Annotated in this window: 10 protein-coding genes; 7 read left to right on the top strand and 3 right to left on the bottom strand. The window is 70.5% G+C overall.

Annotated elements, in window-relative coordinates; all coding sequences use genetic code 11:
• Genes FOB47_RS03190 through FOB47_RS03180 form a run of 3 tightly spaced genes read right to left on the bottom strand, consistent with a single transcriptional unit; the run spans position 1 to position 5,587 of the window.
• Positions 1-2,694 carry a ligase-associated DNA damage response DEXH box helicase gene (locus tag FOB47_RS03190; RefSeq protein WP_174779930.1) on the bottom strand — a complete coding sequence of 898 codons (2,694 nt, stop codon included), beginning with the start codon at positions 2,692-2,694 and terminating at the stop codon, positions 1-3.
• The gene (locus tag FOB47_RS03185; RefSeq protein ID WP_174779929.1) at positions 2,691-4,388 is read right to left on the bottom strand and encodes an ATP-dependent DNA ligase; all 1,698 of its coding nucleotides are present in this window, start codon (positions 4,386-4,388) and stop codon (positions 2,691-2,693) included. The genes FOB47_RS03190 and FOB47_RS03185 overlap by 4 nt, the downstream gene beginning before the upstream one ends.
• Positions 4,385-5,587 (bottom strand): ligase-associated DNA damage response exonuclease, encoded by a 1,203-nt coding sequence (locus FOB47_RS03180; protein WP_174779928.1) that lies wholly within the window; start codon positions 5,585-5,587, stop codon positions 4,385-4,387. Before FOB47_RS03180 ends, FOB47_RS03185 begins: the two co-directional genes overlap by 4 nt.
• 332 nt (positions 5,588-5,919) lie before the next feature.
• Here FOB47_RS03180 and FOB47_RS03175 point away from each other — a divergent pair, with 332 nt between their 5' ends.
• The 7 genes from FOB47_RS03175 to malQ all read left to right on the top strand — a co-directional run bounded on the left by FOB47_RS03175 (position 5,920) and on the right by malQ (position 21,491).
• The gene (locus tag FOB47_RS03175) at positions 5,920-6,531 is read left to right on the top strand and encodes a type 1 glutamine amidotransferase domain-containing protein (protein WP_053824227.1); all 612 of its coding nucleotides are present in this window, start codon (positions 5,920-5,922) and stop codon (positions 6,529-6,531) included.
• A gap of 28 nt (positions 6,532-6,559) precedes the next feature.
• Positions 6,560-7,759, top strand: coding sequence for an ATP-binding protein (locus FOB47_RS03170; protein WP_174779927.1), 1,200 nt, complete (start codon positions 6,560-6,562; stop codon positions 7,757-7,759).
• Positions 7,760-8,032: 273 nt separating this feature from the next.
• Positions 8,033-11,371, top strand: coding sequence for an alpha-1,4-glucan--maltose-1-phosphate maltosyltransferase (locus FOB47_RS03165; RefSeq protein ID WP_174779926.1), 3,339 nt, complete (start codon positions 8,033-8,035; stop codon positions 11,369-11,371).
• Positions 11,368-14,793, top strand: coding sequence for a maltose alpha-D-glucosyltransferase (treS, locus tag FOB47_RS03160; RefSeq protein ID WP_151021886.1), 3,426 nt, complete (start codon positions 11,368-11,370; stop codon positions 14,791-14,793). Before FOB47_RS03165 ends, treS begins: the two co-directional genes overlap by 4 nt.
• 9 nt (positions 14,794-14,802) lie before the next feature.
• Entirely contained in the window at positions 14,803-17,070 is a 2,268-nt protein-coding gene (gene glgB, locus FOB47_RS03155) for a 1,4-alpha-glucan branching protein GlgB (protein WP_244959269.1), read from the top strand.
• A gap of 11 nt (positions 17,071-17,081) precedes the next feature.
• Positions 17,082-19,211, top strand: coding sequence for a glycogen debranching protein GlgX (gene glgX, locus FOB47_RS03150; protein ID WP_232963153.1), 2,130 nt, complete (start codon positions 17,082-17,084; stop codon positions 19,209-19,211).
• A 75-nt stretch (positions 19,212-19,286) separates the two neighbouring features.
• Entirely contained in the window at positions 19,287-21,491 is a 2,205-nt protein-coding gene (malQ, locus tag FOB47_RS03145; RefSeq protein WP_174779925.1) for a 4-alpha-glucanotransferase, read from the top strand.
• Positions 21,492-21,611: the final 120 nt, after the last annotated feature.

The following is a 21,611-nucleotide window of genomic DNA, read 5'->3' as shown; positions in this document are numbered from 1 at the left end:
TCATAGCGGCGGCAGCGGCTTCGAGACCTTGCGCGGGCGCCGACGCCGGGACGATGACGATGATGAGGGCGACGACGAGCGGCCGGCATGATCGGCCATGCCGAAGCGCGCAATCTCCGCGACGCGATCGGGCGGCGGCTCGTTCGCCGGCACCAATACTTCGTCGCCCTCGCCCTCCGGCCCCGCCGCCCGTTCGAGATCGGCCAGCATCCGCGCGATGCGGTCGGCCAGCTTCTCGGTATTCAGCTTCTCGCGCAGGAATTCGACGATCAGCGGGAACGACAGCGGCGTCGGCCGCTTCAGCACGCGCAAGTCCAGCCGCAGCCCGGCGAGCCGATCCAGCGTCCGCGACAGGCGCGCGGCGTCGAGTTCCTGGTTCAGGACCTCGCGCTCGGCCTGGCCCAGCAGCAGGTTTTCTGGATCGTGCTTGCGAAACACCTCGTAGAACAGGCTCGACGATGCCTGCAACTGCCGCGCGCTCTTGTGCGCGCCGGGATAACCCTGGAACACCAGCCCCGATACCCGCGCGATCTCGCGAAAGCGCCGCAGCGACAGCTCGCCGGCATTGAGGCTGGCCAGCACGTCGGCGACCAGATCGCGCTGCCGCTCCTGCGCCAGCACCAGCGGCAGCCAGCGGGCCCAGTCGAGCGGCGCGGCCGACAACAGTTCCAGCCCGTAGTCGTTGACCGCAACCGAAATCGTCGTCGGCAACTGCGAGCCGAGCCGCCACGCCAGCAGGCTGCCCAGCCCAAGATGCACCGAGCGGCCGGCAAAGGGATACAGGAACAGATGCGAGCCCTCGCGCGAGTTCAGCGTCTCGGCCAGCAGCGTGGTGCGCGTCGGCAGCGCCGACCAGCGCTGCTGCAGTTCGACCAGCGGCTGGATCAATGGCAGCTCGGGCGTGTCCGCGGGATCGAGCCGGCGAGCGGCGGCGTCCTCCAGCGTCGCGACCACCGCATCGGCCAGTTCGGTCGACAGCGGCATGCGTCCGCCGTTCCAGCGCGGCACCACGGGGCGGCCCTTGTCGGCACGGCGGACATAGGCGGTCATCTCCTGCACGCGCACCAGTTCCAGCAGCCTGCCGCCGAACAGAAAGCAGTCGCCCGGCGACAGCCGCGCGATAAAGCCTTCCTCGACCGTGCCAAGCGACGCGCCGCCGCGCCCGGCGCGGCTCCAGTAGCGTACCTGCATCGTTGCATCGCTGACGATGGTGCCGACGCTCATCCGGTGGCGGCGCGCGAGGCGAACGTCCGGCACGCGCCAGACGCCCTGCTCGTCGGGCTGTACGCGCCGGTAGTCCGGGTAGGCCGACAGGCTGCTGCCGCCCTGCCGCACGAAGTCGAGGCACCACTGCCATTCGGCGTCGGTCAGCGTGCGGTACGCATAGGCGCCGCGCACTTCGTCGAGCAGCGCTTCGGGAACGAAGCCGCCGCCGAGTGCCACCGTGACCAGATGCTGGACCAGCACGTCGAGCGGCTTGTCGGGCGACTCGCGCGCTTCGATGCGCCCCGCCATCACCGCGTGGCGCGCCGCCACCGCTTCGACCAGCTCGAGGCTGTGGGTCGGCACGATCGTCACGCGGGACGGCCGGCCCGGCGCGTGGCCGGAGCGTCCCGCACGCTGCAGCAGCCGTGCCACGCCCTTGGGCGAGCCGACCTGCAGCACGCGCTCGACCGGCAGGAAGTCGACGCCCAGATCCAGGCTGGAGGTGCACACCACCGCCTTCAGCGTGCCGGTCTTCAGGCCGGCCTCGACCCATTCGCGCACGTCGCGATCCAGCGAGCCGTGATGGAGCGCCAGCTGTCCCGCCCAATCCGGCCGCGCCTCCAGCAACGCCAGGTACCAGCGCTCTGCCTGCGAGCGGGTGTTCAGGAACACCAGCGTGGTGCTGCTGGCCTCGATCTCGCGCACCACATGCGGCAGCATCGACAGGCCCAGATGCCCGGCCCACGGAAAGCGTCCGGCGGCGTCAGGCAGCAGCGTATCGACGATCAGCTGCTTCGGTATCTTGCCGCGCACCAGTTCGCGCCGATCGGCCGGCATGCCGGACAGCAGCACCTCGCTGGCGTGTTCGAGATTGCCCAGCGTGGCCGACAAACCCCAGACCACCAGATCGGGACACCAGCGGCGCAGCCGCGCCAGCGCCAGCTGTACCTGCACGCCGCGCTTGTTGCCGATCAGCTCGTGCCATTCGTCGACCACGACCATGCGCACGCGGCCCAGCGCTTCCCTGGCATCGGCCCGCGTCAGCAGCAGCGACAGGCTCTCCGGCGTGGTGACCAGCGCGGTCGGCAGCCGCCGCGCCTGCGCGGCGCGCTCGCTGCTGCCCGTGTCGCCGGTGCGCAGGCCGACGGTCCAGTTCAGGCCGAGCTCGGCCAGCGGCGCCTGCAGCGCACGCGCGGTGTCCGCGGCCAGCGCGCGCATCGGCGTCAGCCACAGCACGGTCAGCGGCGGCGCAATGGAAGACTGCGCCGCCGGCTCGCCATGGCGCAGCAGCGCGCCGAGCCATGCCGCATAGGTCTTGCCGGTGCCGGTGGTCGCATGCACGAGGCCGCTGCGGCCGGCGGCGATCGCCTGCCACACCTGTTGCTGGAACGGAAACGGCTGCCAGCCGCGCCGCGCGAACCATTGCGGCAGCGCCTGCGCCAGCGGCGCGGCGGGCACGGCCGGCGCATCGGCGACGCGCGCGTTCATGCCGCCTTCCCTCGTTCGCCGGCGGGCAGCATGCCCTGCAGTGTCTGCAGCGTGTCGGCCTCGTCGATCGTCTTGTCGGTACGCCAGCGCAGCATCCGCGGAAAGCGCACCGCGATGCCGCTCTTGTGCCGGCTGCTGCGGGCAATGCCTTCGAAGCCCAGCTCGAACACCTGGGTCGGCTCGACGCTGCGAACCGGCCCGAAGGTCTCGATGGTGGTCCGCCGCACGATCGCGTCGACCTGCCGCATCTCCTGATCGGTCAGGCCCGAATACGCCTTGGCGAACGGCACCAGCACCCGGCCCTCGGTACCCGGCGGCGCGCTCCATACCGCGAAGGTGAAGTCCGTGTACAGGCTGGCGCGCCGGCCGTGGCCGCGCTGCGCGTAGATCAGCACCGCATCGACCGCATACGGATCGATCTTCCATTTCCACCAGACGCCGACATCCTTGGTCCGGCCAGCGCCATAGGCGGCATCGAGCGCCTTCAGCATGAAACCCTCGACGCCGAGCTCGCGCGACGACTCGCGCAGCACAGCGTACCCCGGCCAGTCCTCGGCCTGCACCAGCGGGCTGAGCCGCAGCGACGGATGCGGATGCGCGGCCAGCACGCGCTCCAGCGCGGCACGGCGCTCGCCCTGTGCGCGGCGGCGCCAGTCCTCGCCCTGCCATTCGAGCAGGTCATAGGCCAGCAGCGCCGCCGGCGCGTCGCGCAGCAGCTTCGCTCCCAGGTTCTTGCGGCCGATGCGCTGCTGCAGCAAGGCGAACGGCTGCACGCGATCGTCGCGCCAGACCACGATCTCGCCGTCGATCACGGTGCCGTCCGGCAACGGCGCGGCGGCCTCGGCCAGTTCGGGGAAGCGTTCGGTGATCAGGTCCTCGCCGCGCGACCAGATCCAGGTCTGGCCGTCGCGCCGCACGATCTGCGCGCGGATGCCATCCCATTTCCATTCGACCTGCCATTGCGAGACCGGGCCCAGCACCGCGTCGAACTGCTCGAGCGGGGCCTGCAGCGGATGGGCCAGAAAGAACGGATAAGGCTGGCCGCCCCGGCCGCGCGGGACGTTCGTCCCATCGCCGAGGTCCTGGCCGTGCCCGCCGCTGCCGTCCGGCGCAATCAGCGCCAGATAGTGCTCGGCATCGGGCCGCGCCGAGATATCGGTATAGCCGACCATCCGTTCGGCCACGCGCTTCGGATCGATGCCGGCCACCTCGCCCAGCGCGCGCGTGACCAGCAGCCGGGAGACCCCGACGCGAAAGGCGCCGGTGATCAGCTTGAACAGCACCAGCCGCGCCTGCGCATCGAGCGGCCGCCACAGCGCGTCGAGCCTGGGCAGCAGCACGTCGGGCGGCAGGCCGCGCAGCGGCAGCAGCCGCTGTTCGACCCATTCGGCCAGACCGGCATCGTCGGTATGCTCGGACTCGGGCAGCAGCAACGCGATGGTTTCGGCCAGATCGCCGACGGCCTGGTAGCTCTCCTCGAACAGCCAGGTCGGCAGGCGCGCCGCCTGCTCGGCCAGCGTGCGCAGCATCGCCACCGGCACCAGTTGGCGCGGCTTGCCGCCGGCGAGGAAATAGACCGCCCAGGCGGCATCGGCCGGCGGCGCGGCCTGCAGATAGCCGCGCAGCGCTGCGAGCTTGGCGTTGTTCGAGGTGGTCGCGTCGAGCGCGGCGTAGAGCTCGGCGAAGGCCTTCACGATGCCTCCCTCGTGCCGGCGGAAACGGCGCCCGCTTTGCCGCCCGCTTTGCCGCCTGCATTTGCGTCCGCATTGGCGTCTGCATTTGCGTCCGCATTGGGCTCCATTTCGCCGTTCGCTGCCTCCGCCGCCTGGCCGGTTGCTCCGCCCTCGCCGCTGGCACCGGCCGCACCATCCGGCTCGTCCCGATCGTGATCCTCCTCGTCGCCGTACTGCGTCTCGAAACCCTGCGCCTGCAACCCGCTTTCGCACAGGTAGCGCACCATCGCATGCACATAGCCGTGCGTGACGAAGACCCGCTGCGCGCCGGTTGCCTCGATGGCGGCATGCAGGCCGGGCCAGTCCGCATGGTCCGAAATGACGAAGCCCCGATCGACGCCGCGCCGCCGGCGCGTGCCGCGAATCCGCATCCAGCCGCTGGCGAAGGCCTGCGAGGCATCGCCGAAGCGCCGCAGCCACGGCGAGCGCTGGGCCGACGGGGGCGCAATCACCAATGCATGGCGCAGCAGCGGGCTGCGTGCCGGCAGTTCCGAGGCATGCATCGTCGCCGGCAACGCCACGCCGGCAGCGGCATAGGCCCGGTTCAACGCGGTCATCGCGCCATGCTCGACGATGGGACCGGGAAGGCCCGCTTCGCCGGCCTGCGTCATCAGTCCATGCAGGATGCGCTGCGCCTTGCCGAAGGCGTAGCAGTACAGCACGCTGGCCCGGCCCTGTTCGGCATTGGCGCGCCACCACGACAGGATCTGCGCCATCAGCTCGGCCTGCGACTGCCAGCGATAGATCGGCAGGCCGAAGGTGCTCTCGGTAATGAAGGTATCGCAGCGCACCGGCTCGAATGGCGCGCAGGTGCCGTCGTGCGCGAGCTTGTAGTCGCCCGATGCCACCCACACCTGGCCGCGGTACTCGAGCCGGACCTGGGCCGAGCCGAGCACGTGCCCGGCCGGATGCAGGCTGATGCGAACGCCGTTGTGCACGATGGCCTGGCCATAGCCGAGGCTGTCCAGATGAATATCGGGCAGGCGCGACAGCAGCACGCCGCGTCCTGGCGCCGCGCACAGATAGTGGCCGCTGCCGGCGCGCGCATGGTCGGAATGGGCGTGCGTGATAACCGCGCGCGCCACCGGGCGCCACGGGTCGATATGGAAGTCGCCCGGCGGGCAGTACAGGCCCTCGGGCCGCGCTACGACAAGGTCCATGGGGTGCGGACTCCGGCTGCGATGGCCTTGCCGACGAGTCCATCGGCCGGCACATCGATAAGACGATGTTATGCCAGCGGCCGCTGCGGGCCCATCGGACTGCGGCCGACGTGGCCCGGCACCTGCGCCTCGGGGGCACGCTTCTTGCCGCTCTGGACCGAAGTGGGCACGGACGCCGCCATCCCGCAAGACCGGCGGCGCGGCGGCGAGCGCTTTTTTACCGCCGGCCGCAAAAGCTACAAGGTCGGGCCGCGTCCGGCTCCATCTCGGCGATTCGATGAATCGACGTATCGACTTCCCTGTGCAACGAGGACCGCAACGAGGACCGCAACATGAACCGGAACACGTCTCCCGACGCCAATCATCCGCTGACCGGCAAGCGCATCGCGTTCCTGGTCACCGACCTGTTCGAGCAGGTCGAACTGACAGGCCCGCGCCAGGCCTTGCAACAGGCCGGTGCCGAAACCGTCATCGTTGCGCCGCACGATGGCGAGGTGCAAGGCGCCCAGCACGACAAGAAGGCCGACCGCTTCGGCGTGCAGGCGACGCTGGCCGACGCCCATCCCGACGACTTCGATGGCGTGGTGCTGCCCGGCGGCACCATGAACGCCGATGCGCTGCGCATGGACCAGGCCGCGCAGCGCTTCGTCAAGAAAATGCAGGACGACGGCAAACCGATCGCGGTGATCTGCCACGGTCCGTGGCTGCTGGTGTCCGCCGGGCTGGTCAAGGGCCGCACACTGACCAGTTGGCCGTCGCTCGCCGACGATATCCGCAACGCCGGCGGCGAATGGGTCGACCGCGAGGTCGTGCGTGACGGCAACTGGGTCAGCAGCCGCAAGCCGGACGACATCCCGGCGTTCAACCAGCAGATCGTCACGCTGTTTGCCGAGCTGGGCAAACGCACGGCGCAGGGCAGCGAAGCCCGCGCCGGCCAGACCTGATCGCGCCTGTTCACCGCACCACGCAGCCATGCAGACCCGACTTGCGATCGACGGCACCGACGACCTCGCGCACGCGCATGACGCGGCCACGGAACTGGCGGTGCGCTGCGGCTTCGGCGAAATCGCCACCGAACGGCTCGGCCGCGCAGCGGTCGCCGCGGCCACCGGCATGCTCGGCCACGCCGGCGGAGGTGTGCTGCACCTGCGGCCGCTGCAGGAAGAGGTCACTGGCGCCGCCGCGCCGCAGGTCGAGATCCTTGCGGTGGACCGGCCCCGCCCCCGCGATGGCGCGTGCGATTCATCGCGAGGCGGCGATGGCAGGCACGCCGGCGCCCGCGCGGGCGGCCGGTTGGCCGCGCTGTACGAACTGGTGACCGCGCTCGATCGATACGACAGCCCGGCCGGTTCGGTCATCCGGATGACGCTGTCCCCCGCCGATCGGCCCGGCCCGGTGACGCTGCCGGCCGTGGCGGTGGGGGTCGTATGGGCACCGTCCGACGGCGATCCGGCCCCGGGCGGTCTGAACATCCATTCGGCGCGCGGACTGTCGACGGTGGTGCTCGGACTGGGCCGCGGCGCGGAAGCGGCGCGGCGCGTCGCCGCTCTGCAGGGCTTCGGTGCCCAGATGCAGCAGATCGATCGCGTCCGCGCCACGCTGCCCGGAGGCGGCGACATGGCGCTGGCGGCCGCGCAGATCGAAGCGCAGGCCGGACACGTCCGCGTCGGCGGTGCGGGCCGCTTCTGCGCCTGCGTGATACAGGCGGGCACCGAAGTGACGGGCCCGATCGCGGTGCAACCGTTGCTGCGCCAGCGCGAGGCCCTGGTCGACGGCGGCGCGATGGTGCGCGGGCCGCTGGCGCAGGCGCAAACCGGCTGGCCGCCGCAGGCGCTGCTGGTGCTGCATGACGACGGCCTGTCCTGGCCGTGGGCGCTGGAGTCCTATCCGGGCCTGATGGCCTGCCATCCGGCCATCGTTGCCGCGGTGCTGCATCGCGACTACTGCCGGCAGCCAGGCCATGGCTGCGTGCTGGTGTGCCGCCGCAGCTGTGAATGCACCGTGCCGGCGTCTGGCCGCGCCGCGCTGCCGGCCGCGGCCACAGTCGATGGCGCCGCGGTTGCCGCGATGTCCGCCGACGGAGACGGCGGCCGCCCCGTTGCGGCCGCACGGCGGCCCGCCAGCAGCGGCCGGCGCCGGCGCGGTGCGGCGACCGGACGTCCGGCCGCCTGAACCCGGTCCCGCCGACGGCTCGAATACTTGCCGCGGATACACGCGGCGGATACGCCTTCGGATACTTTCTGCCAGCGCGGCACTGTAGTTTTTACAGGCCACATTTCGTGGCTTGTCATATCGGCAAGCGGCGTCCTTGCCGCAATCCTGCGCGATGCCTTGCCCGGCAAGGGCGGCTCCGCCGCCGCGTCGGTGCTTGTCCGACGCGGCGGTATATTGGCACGCGCTTCGCATCAGTGCCCGGACTGTCCATCGCCTCCGACGAGCCAATCCGTGCGCATCTGCCAGATCGATCCGAATGTTGTCCACCAGGCCAATGACGGCACCCTCGGGGCCCTGGCCCGGGCCAAGGCGCTCGGCTTCGATCATGTGCTGCTGACAGGCGCCTCCGCGCTGCATACCCCGCCCGAGACACTGGCCGCGCTCGCCGCCCACTGCCGGGCGCAAGGGCTCGCCTGCCTGCTCGAACTGGCGCTGGACCGCTATCCCGACAGCGCCGCGCCGATCGATCCGCTCTGGCGGCACGACGGCGCGATGCTCGATCCGCGCGACACCGACAACCATCTGCCGGGCGCACGGCTGCGCTGGCACGACGAAGGGGTCGCCGCCGCGCTGGTGTCGTGGTGGACCGAGCGGCTGCAGGGGCTGGCCGAGCTCGATATCGCCGGCTATGTGTGCCGGGCGCCGGCCCGCGTGGCGGGACGGCACTGGGCCAGGCTGAGCGCCGCGTTGAAGGGCACCAGTGACACAAGCACGGGCGGCAGCCACACGGGCGGACGGCGCCCGCCGCTGATGCTGGCGTGGACGCCCGGCACCAGCCCGGCGCAGCTGGCCGATCTGAGCGGCGGGGGCTTCGATGGCGCCTTCTGCTCGCTGCCGTGGTGGGACTACCGCAGCCCCTGGCTGGCCGAGGAAATCGCCCGGCTGCGCCCCTTCGGCGCGGTGCTGGCGGCGCCGGCGATCCAGGCCCGGGGCCTTGACGCGCTGGCCGCACGGCGCGCGCTGTGGACCGCGGCAGCGCTGGGCGACGGCATCCTGGTGCCCGCCGGCTTCGAATGCGGCGGCGGCGATTGCGAGGACGACCCTCCGCGCGACCAGCCCGACGACCGGCCCGGCCTCCGCGATGGCGATGGGGATGCCGACCCGGGCCTGAGCTACGACCTGTCGCACGAACTGATCCATGCCAACGCCTGGATCGCCGCGCGCGGTCCGGCTCCTGCGCTGGCCGTGCGCCAGCTGAGCGGCGCCGATGGCACGCTGATCGCGCTGGCGCGCTTGCCGATGCCCGCCGCAGGCGCGCCGCTGCCGCTGGCCATCGTGATCAATCCCGATACGCAGCAGCCGGCCAGCCTCGGCGCCGATCGCATCCTCAGCGCCCTGCCGCATGGCGCGGGCACGCTGCTGGCCGCCGACGGCGGACCGGGCGGCGGCGTCGAGGCGGGCACGCTGCTCGATGCGCTGGACAACATCACGCTGGCTCCGGCCGGCGTCCAGCTGTTCCATGCCGCCCCGTCGGCGGCGCTGGCCGAGCCGGCCCGGCGCGAGGGCAAGCGCTTCGGCGCCTCGGTGCGCGCCGCGCTCGAACGCAGCGTCGCCGCCGCCGTGCAGGCGCCGCGCATCGCCATCGAAAACATCGCCCCGGCCTGCGACAACGGCCGCTTCGCGGTGCGCCGGGTGACCGGCGAGCGCGTCGAGGTCAGCGCCGATATCTGGATGGACGGCCACGACAAGCTCGCCGCCGTCGTGCTGTGGCGCGGCCCCGGCGAGCAAAGCTGGCACGAGGCGCCGATGGTGCCCACCGTCAATGACCGCTGGGTCGGCAGCTTCGCGCTGACCGCGCTGGGCCGGCACGAATTCACCGTCGAGGCATGGCACGATGCGTTTGCCACCTGGTGCGACGAGGTCACCAAGAAGAAGCAGGCCGGCGTCGACGTGACGCTGGAAATCGAGGAAGGCGCGCGCCTGGTCGCCAATACGTTGCGGCACGGCCGCAGCGGTGAGCGCGAAGCATCGCGCGCACTGCGCGACGTCGCCGCGCAGCTGGAGGCGGCCGCCGGCGACGACCTGCGCCGCCTCGAGATCCTGCTGTCGCCGCATACCCGCACGCTGATGCAGGCAGCCGACCCGCGCCACTTCGCCACGCGCCATCCGGTCGCGATGCCGGTCGAGGCGGACCGGCTGGCGGCGCGCTTCGCCAGCTGGTACGAGCTGTTTCCGCGCTCGCAGAGCGGCGATGCCGAGCGCCACGGCACCTTCGACGACGTGATCGCGCGCTTGCCGGCCATCCGCGCGATGGGCTTCGACGTGCTGTACTTTCCGCCGATCCACCCGATCGGCCATGCCAACCGCAAGGGCCGCAACAACAGCCTGCGGGCCGCACCGGACGATCCGGGCAGCCCGTACGCGATCGGCTCGCCGGAGGGCGGCCACGACGCGATCCACCCGCAACTGGGCACGATCGAGGACTTCCGCCGGCTGCGCGCGGCCAGCGCCGAGGCGGGGCTCGAGCTGGCACTCGACTTCGCGATCCAGTGTTCGCCCGACCATCCGTGGCTGCGCCAGCATCCCGAATGGTTCGCGCACCGGCCCGACGGCTCGCTGCGCTATGCGGAAAATCCGCCGAAGAAATACGAGGACATCGTCAACGTCGACTTCTACGCCAAGGGCGGCGCCGCACCCGCGCTATGGATCGCGCTGCGCGACGTGGTGATGTTCTGGGTCAACGAAGGCGTGCGCATCTTCCGCGTCGACAACCCGCATACCAAGCCGCTGCCGTTCTGGGAATGGATGATCGCCAACGTGCGCGAGCGCCATCCCGACACCATCTTCCTGGCCGAGGCCTTCACGCGGCCGAAGATGATGGCGCGGCTGGCCAAGCTGGGCTTCAGCCAGTCGTACACCTACTTCACCTGGCGCAACCACAAGCGCGAGCTGATCGAGTACATGACCGAGCTGACGCGCACGCCGCTGCGCGAATACTTCCGCCCGCACTTCTTCGTCAATACGCCGGACATCAATCCCTACTTCCTGCACGACTCGGGGCGGCCCGGCTTTCTGATCCGCGCCGCGCTGGCAACGCTGCTGTCCGGGCTCTGGGGCATGTACAACGGCTTCGAGCTGTGCGAAGGCACGCCGCTGGTGGTCAACGGCGTGACCAAGGAGGAGTATCTCGATTCGGAGAAGTACCAGCTGCGCGCCTGGGACTGGAACCGGCCCGGCAATATCGTTGCCGAGATCACGCGGCTGAACCAGATCCGCGCCAGCCATCCGGCGCTGCAGAACCACCTCGGCCTGCGCTTCCTGCATGCCAGCGACGACGCGGTGCTGTACTTCGCGCGCTATGTGCCGACCTCGCACGACCCGGACGCGGGCTTCGGCGACGACGTGCTGCTGGCCGCGGTGAACCTGGACCCGCGCGCGGTGCGCGAGGCCGATATCGAACTGCCGCTGTGGGAGTGGGGCCTGCCCGATCACGGCGCGCTGGCCGCCGAGGATCTGATGCACGGCCATCGCTTCCAGTGGCAAGGCAAGCATCAGCGCATCCGGCTCGATCCGCACGCGCTGCCGTTCGCCCTGTGGCATGTCAAGCCAAGACGCGAGGAGTCTGCATGAAGCGCCTCTCCGAGCGCGGCAGCACCGCGCTGCTGAACGCCGATCCGCTGTGGTACAAGGACGCGGTCATCTACCAGCTGCACATCAAGTCGTTCTACGACGCCAATGGCGACGGGGTCGGCGACTTCGCCGGGCTGCTGGCGAAGCTCGACTACCTGGTCAGCCTCGGCGTCGACACGATCTGGCTGCTGCCCTTCTATCCATCGCCGCGCCGGGACGACGGCTACGACATCGCGGACTACCGCAATGTCCACCCGGAATACGGCACGCTGGCCGAGGCGCGGCGCTTCATCGCGGCGGCGCATGCGCGCGGGCTGCGCGTGATCACCGAGCTGGTGATCAACCATACCTCCGACCAGCATCCGTGGTTCCAGCGCGCGCGCCATGCAAAGCCAGGCTCGGCCGCGCGCAACTACTACGTCTGGTCCGACACCGACCAGGCCTACAGCGGCACGCGCATCATCTTCTGCGATACCGAGAAGTCGAACTGGAGCTGGGACCCGGTGGCCGGGGCCTATTTCTGGCACCGCTTCTATTCGCACCAGCCGGATCTGAACTTCGACAATCCGCTGGTCTTGCGCGACGTGCTGTCGGTGATGCGGTTCTGGCTCGATATGGGCATCGACGGGCTGCGGCTCGACGCCGTGCCCTATCTGGTCGAGCGGGAGGGCACCAGCAACGAGAACCTGCCCGAGACCCATGCGGTGATCCGCCAGATCCGCAAGCATCTGGACGACCACTACCAGGGGCGGCTGCTGCTGGCCGAGGCCAATATGTGGCCCGAGGATGCGCAGCAGTACTTCGGCGGCGCGCCGGCCACCGGCGAGCGGCCCGCGCACGGCGACGAATGCCACATGGCGTTCCACTTCCCGCTGATGCCGCGCATGTACATGGCGATCGCGCGGGAGGACCGCTTCCCGATCACCGACATCATCCGCCAGACGCCGGAAATTCCGCCGAACTGCCAGTGGGCAATCTTCCTGCGCAACCATGACGAGCTGACGCTGGAGATGGTGACCAGCAGCGAGCGCGACTATCTGTGGGAGGTCTATGCGTCGGACCGCCGCGCGCGCATCAACCTGGGCATCCGCCGCCGGCTGGCGCCGCTGATGGAGCGCGACCGGCGCCGCATCGAGCTGATGAACAGCCTGCTGTTCTCGATGCCCGGCACGCCGGTGATCTACTACGGCGACGAGATCGGCATGGGCGACAACATCCACCTGGGCGACCGCGACGGCGTGCGCACGCCAATGCAGTGGTCGCCGGACCGCAACGGCGGCTTCTCGCATGCCGATCCCGAGCGGCTGGTGCTGCCGCCGCTGCAGGGCCCGCTGTATGGCTACGAAGCCGTCAATGTCGAGGCGCAGTCGCGCGACACCCATTCGCTGCTCAACTGGATGCGCCGCATGCTGGCGCTGCGGCGCCAGCACCGGGCGTTCGGCCGCGGCAGCTTCCGCTTCCTGTTCCCCGGCAACCGGAAGATCCTGGCCTATCTGCGCGAATACGAGGGCGAGCACATTCTTTGCGTGGCCAATCTGTCGCGCGCGCCGCAGGCCGTCGAGCTGGACCTGTCCGAGTTCGAGGGCCGGGTGCCGGTCGAGATGCTCGGCGCGACCCCGTTCCCGGCAATCGGCCAGCTGACCTATCTGCTGACGCTGCCGCCCTATGGCTTCTACTGGTTCGTGCTGTCCACCGAGGCGCAGCCGCCGTCCTGGCACGTCGACGCGCCGCAGCAGATGCCCGAGCTGATCACGCTGATCATGCAAAACACCGCGCAAGCCGACCTGACCGAAGCGTCGCGTCGCATCCTGTCGAACGAGGTACTGCCCGATTACATCGCGCGGCGCCGCTGGTTCGGCGCCAAGAGCGAGAAGATCCAGGGCGTCACCATTGCCTATGCGGTGCCGTTCGGCGCCGCCGCGCCCGGCGAAGCGATCTATCTGTCCGAGGTCGAGGTCGCGCTGCAGGGGCGCAGCGAGTGCTACCAGCTGCCGGTCAGCGTGCTGTGGGACCACGACGCGCCCGGCGCGAGCGTGCCGCAACTGGCGCACGGGCTCGCGATGGCGCGCGTGCGCCGCGGCAGCCGGGTCGGCCTTGCGACCGACGGCTTCGTGGTCGAACGCTTCGCCCGCGAGGTCGTCAAGGCGCTGCGCGCCGGCACCGAGATCGCCACGCCGCACGGGCAGATCCACTTCCGGGGCGGCCCGGGCCTGGCGGCGCTGGCGCTGGAAGACGATCCGGTCCAGTGGATGTCGGCGGAGCAATCGAACAGTTCCCTGTCGTTCAACAACTCGGCGGTGCTCAAGCTGGTGCGGCGCGTCTCCGGCGGCATCCATCCGGAAGCCGAGATGACGCGCTATCTGACCGAGCAGGGCTATGCCAACGCCGCCGCGCTGCTCGGCGAAGTGGTGCGCACCGGCGCCGACGGTACGCCGCATACGCTGATGCTGCTGCAGGGCTACATCCTGAACCAGGGCGACGGCTGGAACTGGACGCTCGACTATATCGGCCGCGCGATCGACGATGCGCTGCCGATGGAGAACGAGAACGGCGACGACGAGTTCACCGAAGCGATGCATGGCTTCGCGGCGATGGCGGCGACGCTGGGCCGGCGCCTGGCCGAGCTGCACGCGGTGCTGGCGCGGCCCAGCGAAGACGAGGCCTTCGCGCCGGTGCCGGCCGGCGAGGCGCAGGTACGGGAGTGGACCGACGATGCGATGGCCGCGCTGAACACCGCGCTGCAGCTGATGAGCGCCGGCGCCGGCCAGCCGCCGCAGGGCGCGATCGGCGAGCGCTACCGCGCCGACGTGCAGGCGGTGCTCGACAGCCGCGAACGGTTGCCCGAGCTGGTCGCCGCGCTGGCCGCGGCGGCACCGGGCAGCCTGCAGACGCGTATTCACGGCGACCTGCACCTGGGCCAGGTGCTGATCGCGCAGAACGACACCTACATCATCGACTTCGAGGGCGAGCCGGGCCTGCCGCTGGCCTACCGCCGCCGCAAGACGTCGCCGTTGCGCGACGTGGCCGGCATCCTGCGCTCGTTCGACTATGCCGCCGCGACGGTCGGCACCGACCGCAGCGAGCGCACGCATTCGACGCTGCCGCCTGCGCAGGCGGAGCGGCGCGAAGGCCTGCTCGAGCGCTTCCGCCAGACCGCCACCGAGGCCTTCCTCGGCGGCTACCGCGAGGTGGCCGAGACCGCGCTGCACCCGTGGGCCGCTCCCGGCCAGATGCAGCCGCTGCTCGACCTGTTCCTGCTCGAGCGCGCCGCCTACGAGGTCAAGTACGAGGCCGACAATCGGGTCACCTGGATCGACCTGCCGGTGCACGGACTGGCGCGGCTGATCCGCACGCTGACCGGCGCGCCCGCCGGCACGGCCGCGCCCCCGCCGGCCTCACCGCCTCCCGCCCCTCACGTCTGAGACGCAATCATGGCCACGACGACTTTTTCCGGCCCCGCGTCGACGCGGGGCCAGCACGGGCAATCGGAACACACCGCCGCCCAGTTCGACGCCCTGCTGGGCGCGCGGCATGCCGATCCGTTTTCGCTGCTCGGCCCGCACCGGGAGGGCGAGCGGATGGTGGTGCGTGCCTGCCTGCCCGGCGCGCAGTCGGTCGCGCTGGCCGACAACGCAGGCAACGCGATCGGTCCGATGCAATGCATCCACGCCGGCGGCATCTTCGCCGGCACGCTGCCCGACAAGCTGGGCCGCCGCGAATACCGGCTCGATATCACCTGGGGCGACGGCACCCGCCAGTTGAGCGCCGATCCGTATTCGTTCGACCTGCTGCTCGGCGAGCTGGACCTGCACCTGATCGGCGAAGGCCGGCATTTCGAGCTGGGCCGCTGCCTGGGCGCGCAATGGATGACGGTCGATGGCATCGAGGGCGTGCGCTTCGCGGTGTGGGCGCCTAACGCCAGCCGCGTCTCGGTAATCGGCGACTTCAACGGCTGGCATCCGGCGCGCCATCCGATGCGGCTGCGCTATGGCGCCGGCGTGTGGGAGCTGTTCGTGCCGGCCGGACTCGGCGTACAGCCCGGCAGCCGCTACAAATTCGACCTCAGCGACGCCAATGGCCATCCGCTGCCCGACAAGGCCGATCCGCTGGCGCTGGCGACCGAGCTGCCGCCCGGCACCGCGTCGGTGGTCACGCAGACCGGCGTGTCGGCACCGCCGTTCGGCTGGACAGACCAGGCCTGGATGAGCCGCCGCTCCAGCCAGGACCCCTATTCGGCGCCGATGTCGATCTACGAGGTCCATGCCGGCTCGTGGCTGCGCGAGGTCAACGATCCTTCGCGCGGATGGCAGATCCTGGCCGAACGCCTGATTCCGTATGTGCGCGACCTGGGCTTTACCCATATCGAGCTGCTGCCGATCACCGAGCATCCGTTCGGCGGCTCGTGGGGCTACCAGCCGCTGTCGCTGTTCGCGCCGACCGCGCGCTTCGGGCCGCCGCAGGCCTTCGCCGCCTTCGTCGACCGCTGCCACGAGGCCGGCATCGGCGTGATCCTCGACTGGGTGCCCGCGCATTTCCCGACGGACCCACACGGCCTGGCGCAGTTCGACGGCACCGCGCTGTACGAGCACCAGGACCCGCGCGAAGGTTTCCATCAGGACTGGAACACGCTGATCTACAACCTCGGCCGCAACGAGGTGCGCGGCTTCCTGCTGGCCAGCGCGCTGCACTGGCTGCGCGAATTCCATATCGACGGACTGCGGGTCGACGCAGTGGCCTCGATGCTGTATCGCGACTACAGCCGCAAGGCCGGCCAGTGGGTGCCGAACCGCTTTGGCGGACGCGAAAACCTGGAAGCGGTGTCGTTCCTGCGCGAGCTGAACACGGTGGTGCGCGAGCGCTGCCATGGCGCGATGACGATCGCCGAGGAATCGACCGCGTGGCCGGGCGTGACCGCGCCGGTCGACAGCGGCGGGCTGGGCTTCACCTTCAAGTGGAACATGGGGTGGATGCACGACACGCTGCGCTATCTGTCGCACGATCCGGTGCACCGCGCCTGGCATCACCAGGACATGACCTTCGGCATGGTCTACGCGTGGTCCGAGGCCTTCGTGCTGCCGCTGTCGCATGACGAGGTGGTGCACGGCAAGGGCTCGCTGATCAACAAGGCGCCGGGCGACCACTGGCAGAAGCTGGCCAACCTGCGCGCGTATTTCGGTTTCATGTGGACCCACCCGGGCAAGAAGCTGCTGTTCATGGGCGGCGAGCTCGCGCAATGGCTCGAATGGAACCACGAGAGCCAGCTCGACTGGGCGCTGCTCGACCATCCCAGCCATCGCGGCATGCAGATGCTGATCCGCGACCTGAACCGCGTCTATCGCGAGCTGCCCGCGCTGCACGCCTGCGACCACGATCCAGGCGGCTTCAGCTGGGTGATCGGCGACGACAGCCACAACAGCGTGTTCGCCTATCTGCGCCGCGCGGCGCCTGACAGCGGCGACGTGGTGCTCGCGGTGGTCAACATGACGCCGGTGCCGCGGCCAGGCTACCGGCTCGGCGTGCCGCATGCCGGGCGCTGGCAGGAAATCGTCAATACCGATGCCGCCTGCTATGGCGGCAGCAATGTCGGCAACGGCGGCGAACTGTTCGCGCAAGCCGAGCCGTCGCATGGGCTGCCCGCCTCGCTGTCGCTGACGCTGCCGCCGCTGGCGACGCTGCTGCTGCGCCATCTGCCCGACTAGGAGGGTCCTGCTTGTCGCGTTCCCCGATCGCCAGCACGCTGCTTCCCGGCAAACCCTACCCGCTCGGCGCCCACTGGGACGGCCTGGGAATCAACTTCGCGGTGTTCTCGGCCAACGCCACCAGGGTCGAGCTGTGCCTGTTCTCGCGCAACGGCCGCAAGGAGCTGGCACGGCTGACGATGCCCGAATGCACCGACGAGGTCTGGCACGGCTATCTGCCGCACGCCGCGCTCGGCACAGTCTACGGCTATCGCGTGCACGGCCCGTACGAACCGCACCACGGCCATCGTTTCAACCCCGCCAAGCTGCTGCTGGACCCCTATGCGCGCAAGCTGACCGGGCCGCTGCGCTGGGCCGATGCGCTGTTCGGCTACCGGCTGCAGAGCCCGCGCGCCGACCTGACGCCGGACCGGCGCGACAGCGCGCCGATGATGCCCAAGGCGATCGTCGTCGACGAAAGCTTTCATTGGGGCGACGACCGTCCCCCGGCGGTGCCGTGGGAGCGCACCGTCATCTACGAGGCGCACCTGCGCGGGCTGTCGATGCGGCGCGACGATCTGCTGCCCCATCAGCGCGGGACCTTCGCGGCGCTGGCCGACCCGCATTTCGTCGACCACCTGCACCACCTCGGCGTGACGACGATCGAGCTGCTGCCGATCCACGCCTTCCTGCAGGACCGCTTCCTGGTCCAGCGTGGTCTGCGCAATTACTGGGGCTACAGCACGCTGAGCTACTACGCGCCCGAACCCGCCTACCTGAGCGGCGGCGAGCTCAACGAGGTCAAGGTCGCGATCCGCCGGCTGCACGCGGCCGGCATCGAGGTGATTCTCGACGTGGTCTACAACCACACCTGCGAGGGCAACGAGCTGGGTCCGACGCTGTCGTGGCGCGGACTGGACAACGCCAGCTACTACCGGCTGGTGCCGGGCGACGAGCGCCACTACATCAATGACACCGGCTGCGGCAACACGCTGAACCTGTCGCATCCGCGCGTACTGCAGATGGTGCTCGATTCGCTGCGCTACTGGGTCCAGTGCTACCACGTGGACGGCTTCCGCTTCGACCTGGGCAGCACGCTGGGCCGCGAGGGAAACGGCTTCGATCCCGGTGCCGGCTTTTTCGACGCGGTGCTGCAGGACCCGGTGCTGTCGCGGGTCAAGCTGATCTCGGAGCCTTGGGACCTCGGTCCGGGCGGCTATCAGGTCGGCAACCAGCCGCCCGGCTTCGCCGAATGGAACGACAAGTTCCGCGACACCGTGCGGCGCTACTGGCGCGGCGACCCCGGCCAGCGCGGCGATCTGGCCGCGCGGCTGACCGGTTCGGCCGATCTGTTCGACCGGCGCCACCGCAAGCCCTGGGCCTCGATCAACTTCGTCACCGCGCATGACGGCTTCACGCTGGCGGACCTCGTCAGCTACGCCGCCAAGCACAACGAGGCCAACGGCGAGGACAACCGCGACGGCACCGACGACAACGCCAGCGCCAACTGGAGCCCCGACGGCACGGTGGAAGGCCCGACCGACGATCCGGCCATCCTCGCCACCCGCAGCCAGGTCGCGCGCGCGATGATGGCCACGCTGCTGCTGTCGCAAGGCACGCCGATGCTGACCGCCGGCGACGAATGGCTGCGCAGTCAACAGGGCAACAACAACGCCTACTGCCAGGACAACGAGTTGTCGTGGCTGAACTGGGACGAGGCACGGACGCCCACCGGGCGAGGCATGGTCGAGTGCGTGCGCCGGCTGCTGGGCCTGCGCGCGCGGCTGCCCGCCTATGCCGAGCGCCACTTCCTGCACGGTCGTCAGGAATTCGCACCGGGACTTCACGATATCGGCTGGTTCGGCGTCGACGGCCAACCGCTGACACCCGAACAGTGGTCCAATCCCGAGGAGCGGACGCTGGCGCTCAGGCGCGCGACGCGCGACGCCAACGGCCAGGTCCATGTGACGGTGCTGCTGCTGAACGCCGGCACCGAGCCGGTCGAATACCAGCTGCCGCCGCCGGCGCTGATCTGGTCCCGGTTGTTCGACAGCGCCCGGCCGGAGCTGCCCGAAGCGCCGCTCGATCACCCGGTCCAGCCTGTCGCGCCGCATGCCGCGGTGCTGCTGGCCGCCACGCTGGCGCCGTCGGGGCCGTCGTAGCGGACGGACCCGGTTCAACGGCCATCCTTGCCATCGTCCGCCATCCCGACCAGCCAGCCACAAAGGAGTCTCACCATGCCGCGCCAAGCCAATCCCGATGCCGCGCTCGCATCGCTGCATCTGCTCGCCCAGCGCGCCGGCCTGCTGGTCCATTGGCAGGACGCTCAGGGACGCGAACGCGTGGTCCCCGAGGCATCGCTGCGGGCCGTGCTCGAACGGCTGGATCTGCCGTGCAGGACCATCGGCCAGTGCGAGGCCTCGCGTGCCCGGATGCTGGCCGACGATGCCGCCACCGCGCTGGCGCCGCTGTTGACCGCCGACCAGGGCAAGCCGATCCGCGTGCCGCTCGTCCATACCCGGCAGGAGCAGCCGTTCCGGCTCGAACTGGAAGACGGCAGCGTGCAGACCGGCGTCGCGCGGCGCGATGCGCATGGCGCGCTGATCGTCCCCGCGGTGCAGAGCCATGGCTATCATCGGCTGCTGATGGGCGATGTCGAGGTCAAGGTGGCGGTCGCGCCATTGCGCTGTTTCGGCGTGCAGGACGCGCTGCGCGGCATCGGCCTGTCCGAGCAGGAGCGGATCAGCCGCAAGCCCTGGGGCCCGTCGGTACAGGTCTACGGGCTGCGCCGCGGCGCGCCGGCCGGCATCGGCGATCTGAGCGCGCTGGCGATGTTCGCCGAGGCGGCCGCCCGCGAAGGCGCCGACGCGGTCGCCATCAGTCCGCTGCACGCCGGCTTTGCGGCCTTTCCCGAGCGTTACAGCCCATACTCGCCGTCCAGCCGGCTGTTCCTGAACGTGCTGTACGCCGATCCGGCGCCGGTGTTCGGCCAGGCGGCGGTGGCGCGCGCGATCTCGGCGCTGCAGCTTGGCGGGCTGACGCAGACGCTGGAATCGAAGGCCGAGATCGACTGGCCGGCGGTCGCGCAGGCACGGCTGAAAATCACGCGCTGGCTGTGGGACCACCGCGACCAGTTGCTACCCGCGGACGCCGCCGACGATCTGGCCAAGTTCCGCGCCAATGGCGGCACGCCGCTGCTCGCGCACGCCGCATTCGAAGCGCTGCAGGCCCAGCACGTGGCGCAGGCCGGCACCCGCGCCGAGCTGCAGGTGGCCGGCGACTGGCGGCGCTGGCCCGTCACGCATCGCTCGCCGCAGGACGCGGCGCTGTCGGCCTTCGCCAGCGCCTTTCCCGACGAGATCGGCTACCACGTGTTCCTGCAATGGCTGGCCGACGACGGCCTGCGCGCGGCGCAGCGCAGCGCGCGCGATGCCGGCATGGCGATCGGCCTGATCGGCGATCTGGCGGTCGGCACCGACCCCACCGGCAGCCATGCCTGGACGCGGCAGAACGAAATGCTGCAGGGGTTTTCCGCCGGCGCCCCGCCCGACGTGTACAACGCGCTGGGCCAAAGCTGGGGCATCACGGTGTTTTCGCCGCGCGGCCTGCGCCGGCACGGCTACACCGGCTTCATCGAGATGCTGCGGGCGAACCTCGCGCATGTCGGCGGGCTGCGCATCGACCACGCGCTGGGGCTCGCGCGCGTCTGGCTGGTGCCCGAGGGCATGCCGCCGGAATCGGGCGCCTATCTGCGCTATCCGATGGACGACCTGCTGCGGCTGATTGCCCTCGAATCGTGGCGCCATCGCGCCATCATCATCGGCGAAAACCTCGGCACGGTGCCGGACACCTTCAACGCCACGCTGGCCGAGCGCGGCATGCTGGGCATCGACGTGCTGTGGTTCGAGCGCGAGCAGCCGGACGGACAGGACAACGGCAAGGCGGCCGAGCCCCCGCCGGCTCCCGCGCCTTTCGTGCCGCCGGAGCGATGGCCGGCCAACGCGGTGGCGACCTCGACCACGCACGACCTGCCGACCATCGCCGGCTGGTGGGCGGGGCAGGACATCACCTGGCGCGCGCGTCTGGACCAGCTTGGCCCGGATGTCACCGAGGCAGGCGCGCGCGCCGAGCGCGCCCGCGACCGGCAGGCGCTGTGGCAGGCGCTGTGCGATGCCGGACTGGCCAGGGGCCAGGCGCCCGACCCCGACCGCGCGCCGGTCGCCACGATCCTCGCCTGGCTGTCGCGCACGCGCACGCCGCTGCGGCTGGTGCCCGTCGAGGACTTGCTGGCCGACGTCGAGCAGCCCAATCTGCCGGGCACTACCAGCGGCCATCCGAACTGGCAGCGCCGGCTGCGCTTCGATGTGCAGGCGCTGTTCGGCCAGCCGGGCGTGCAGCGGCGCATCGATGCGCTGCGCACGGGGCGTGCCCCGAAGAGTTGAACGCCGGACGGAAGACCGCACCGTCCGCTGGCGCGCCCCGGTTGCCGCGCGGCGGCAAGCATGACCCTGGCGCGCGGCTTGCATGGCAACGGCGACACCATTGCGATCTGCCAACACAAG

The sequence above is a fragment of the Cupriavidus gilardii genome (genome assembly GCF_013347325.1).
Taxonomy (GTDB): Bacteria; Pseudomonadota; Gammaproteobacteria; order Burkholderiales; family Burkholderiaceae; genus Cupriavidus; species Cupriavidus gilardii.
Note: the sequence above shows the minus strand (reverse complement) of the source record. Positions and strands in the feature narration are given on the sequence as shown.

Bases quoted from the DNA above. Each gene is read 5' to 3' on its own strand.
- FOB47_RS03190 (WP_174779930.1), bottom strand. From the start codon at position 2,694: ATGAACGCGCGCGTCGCCGATGCGCCGGCCGTGCCCGCCGCGCCGCTG.
- treS (WP_151021886.1), top strand. From the start codon at position 11,368: ATGAAGCGCCTCTCCGAGCGCGGCAGCACCGCGCTGCTGAACGCCGAT.
- FOB47_RS03180 (WP_174779928.1), bottom strand. From the start codon at position 5,587: ATGGACCTTGTCGTAGCGCGGCCCGAGGGCCTGTACTGCCCGCCGGGC.
- FOB47_RS03175 (WP_053824227.1), top strand. From the start codon at position 5,920: ATGAACCGGAACACGTCTCCCGACGCCAATCATCCGCTGACCGGCAAG.
- glgB (WP_244959269.1), top strand. From the start codon at position 14,803: ATGGCCACGACGACTTTTTCCGGCCCCGCGTCGACGCGGGGCCAGCAC.
- malQ (WP_174779925.1), top strand. From the start codon at position 19,287: ATGCCGCGCCAAGCCAATCCCGATGCCGCGCTCGCATCGCTGCATCTG.
- FOB47_RS03170 (WP_174779927.1), top strand. From the start codon at position 6,560: ATGCAGACCCGACTTGCGATCGACGGCACCGACGACCTCGCGCACGCG.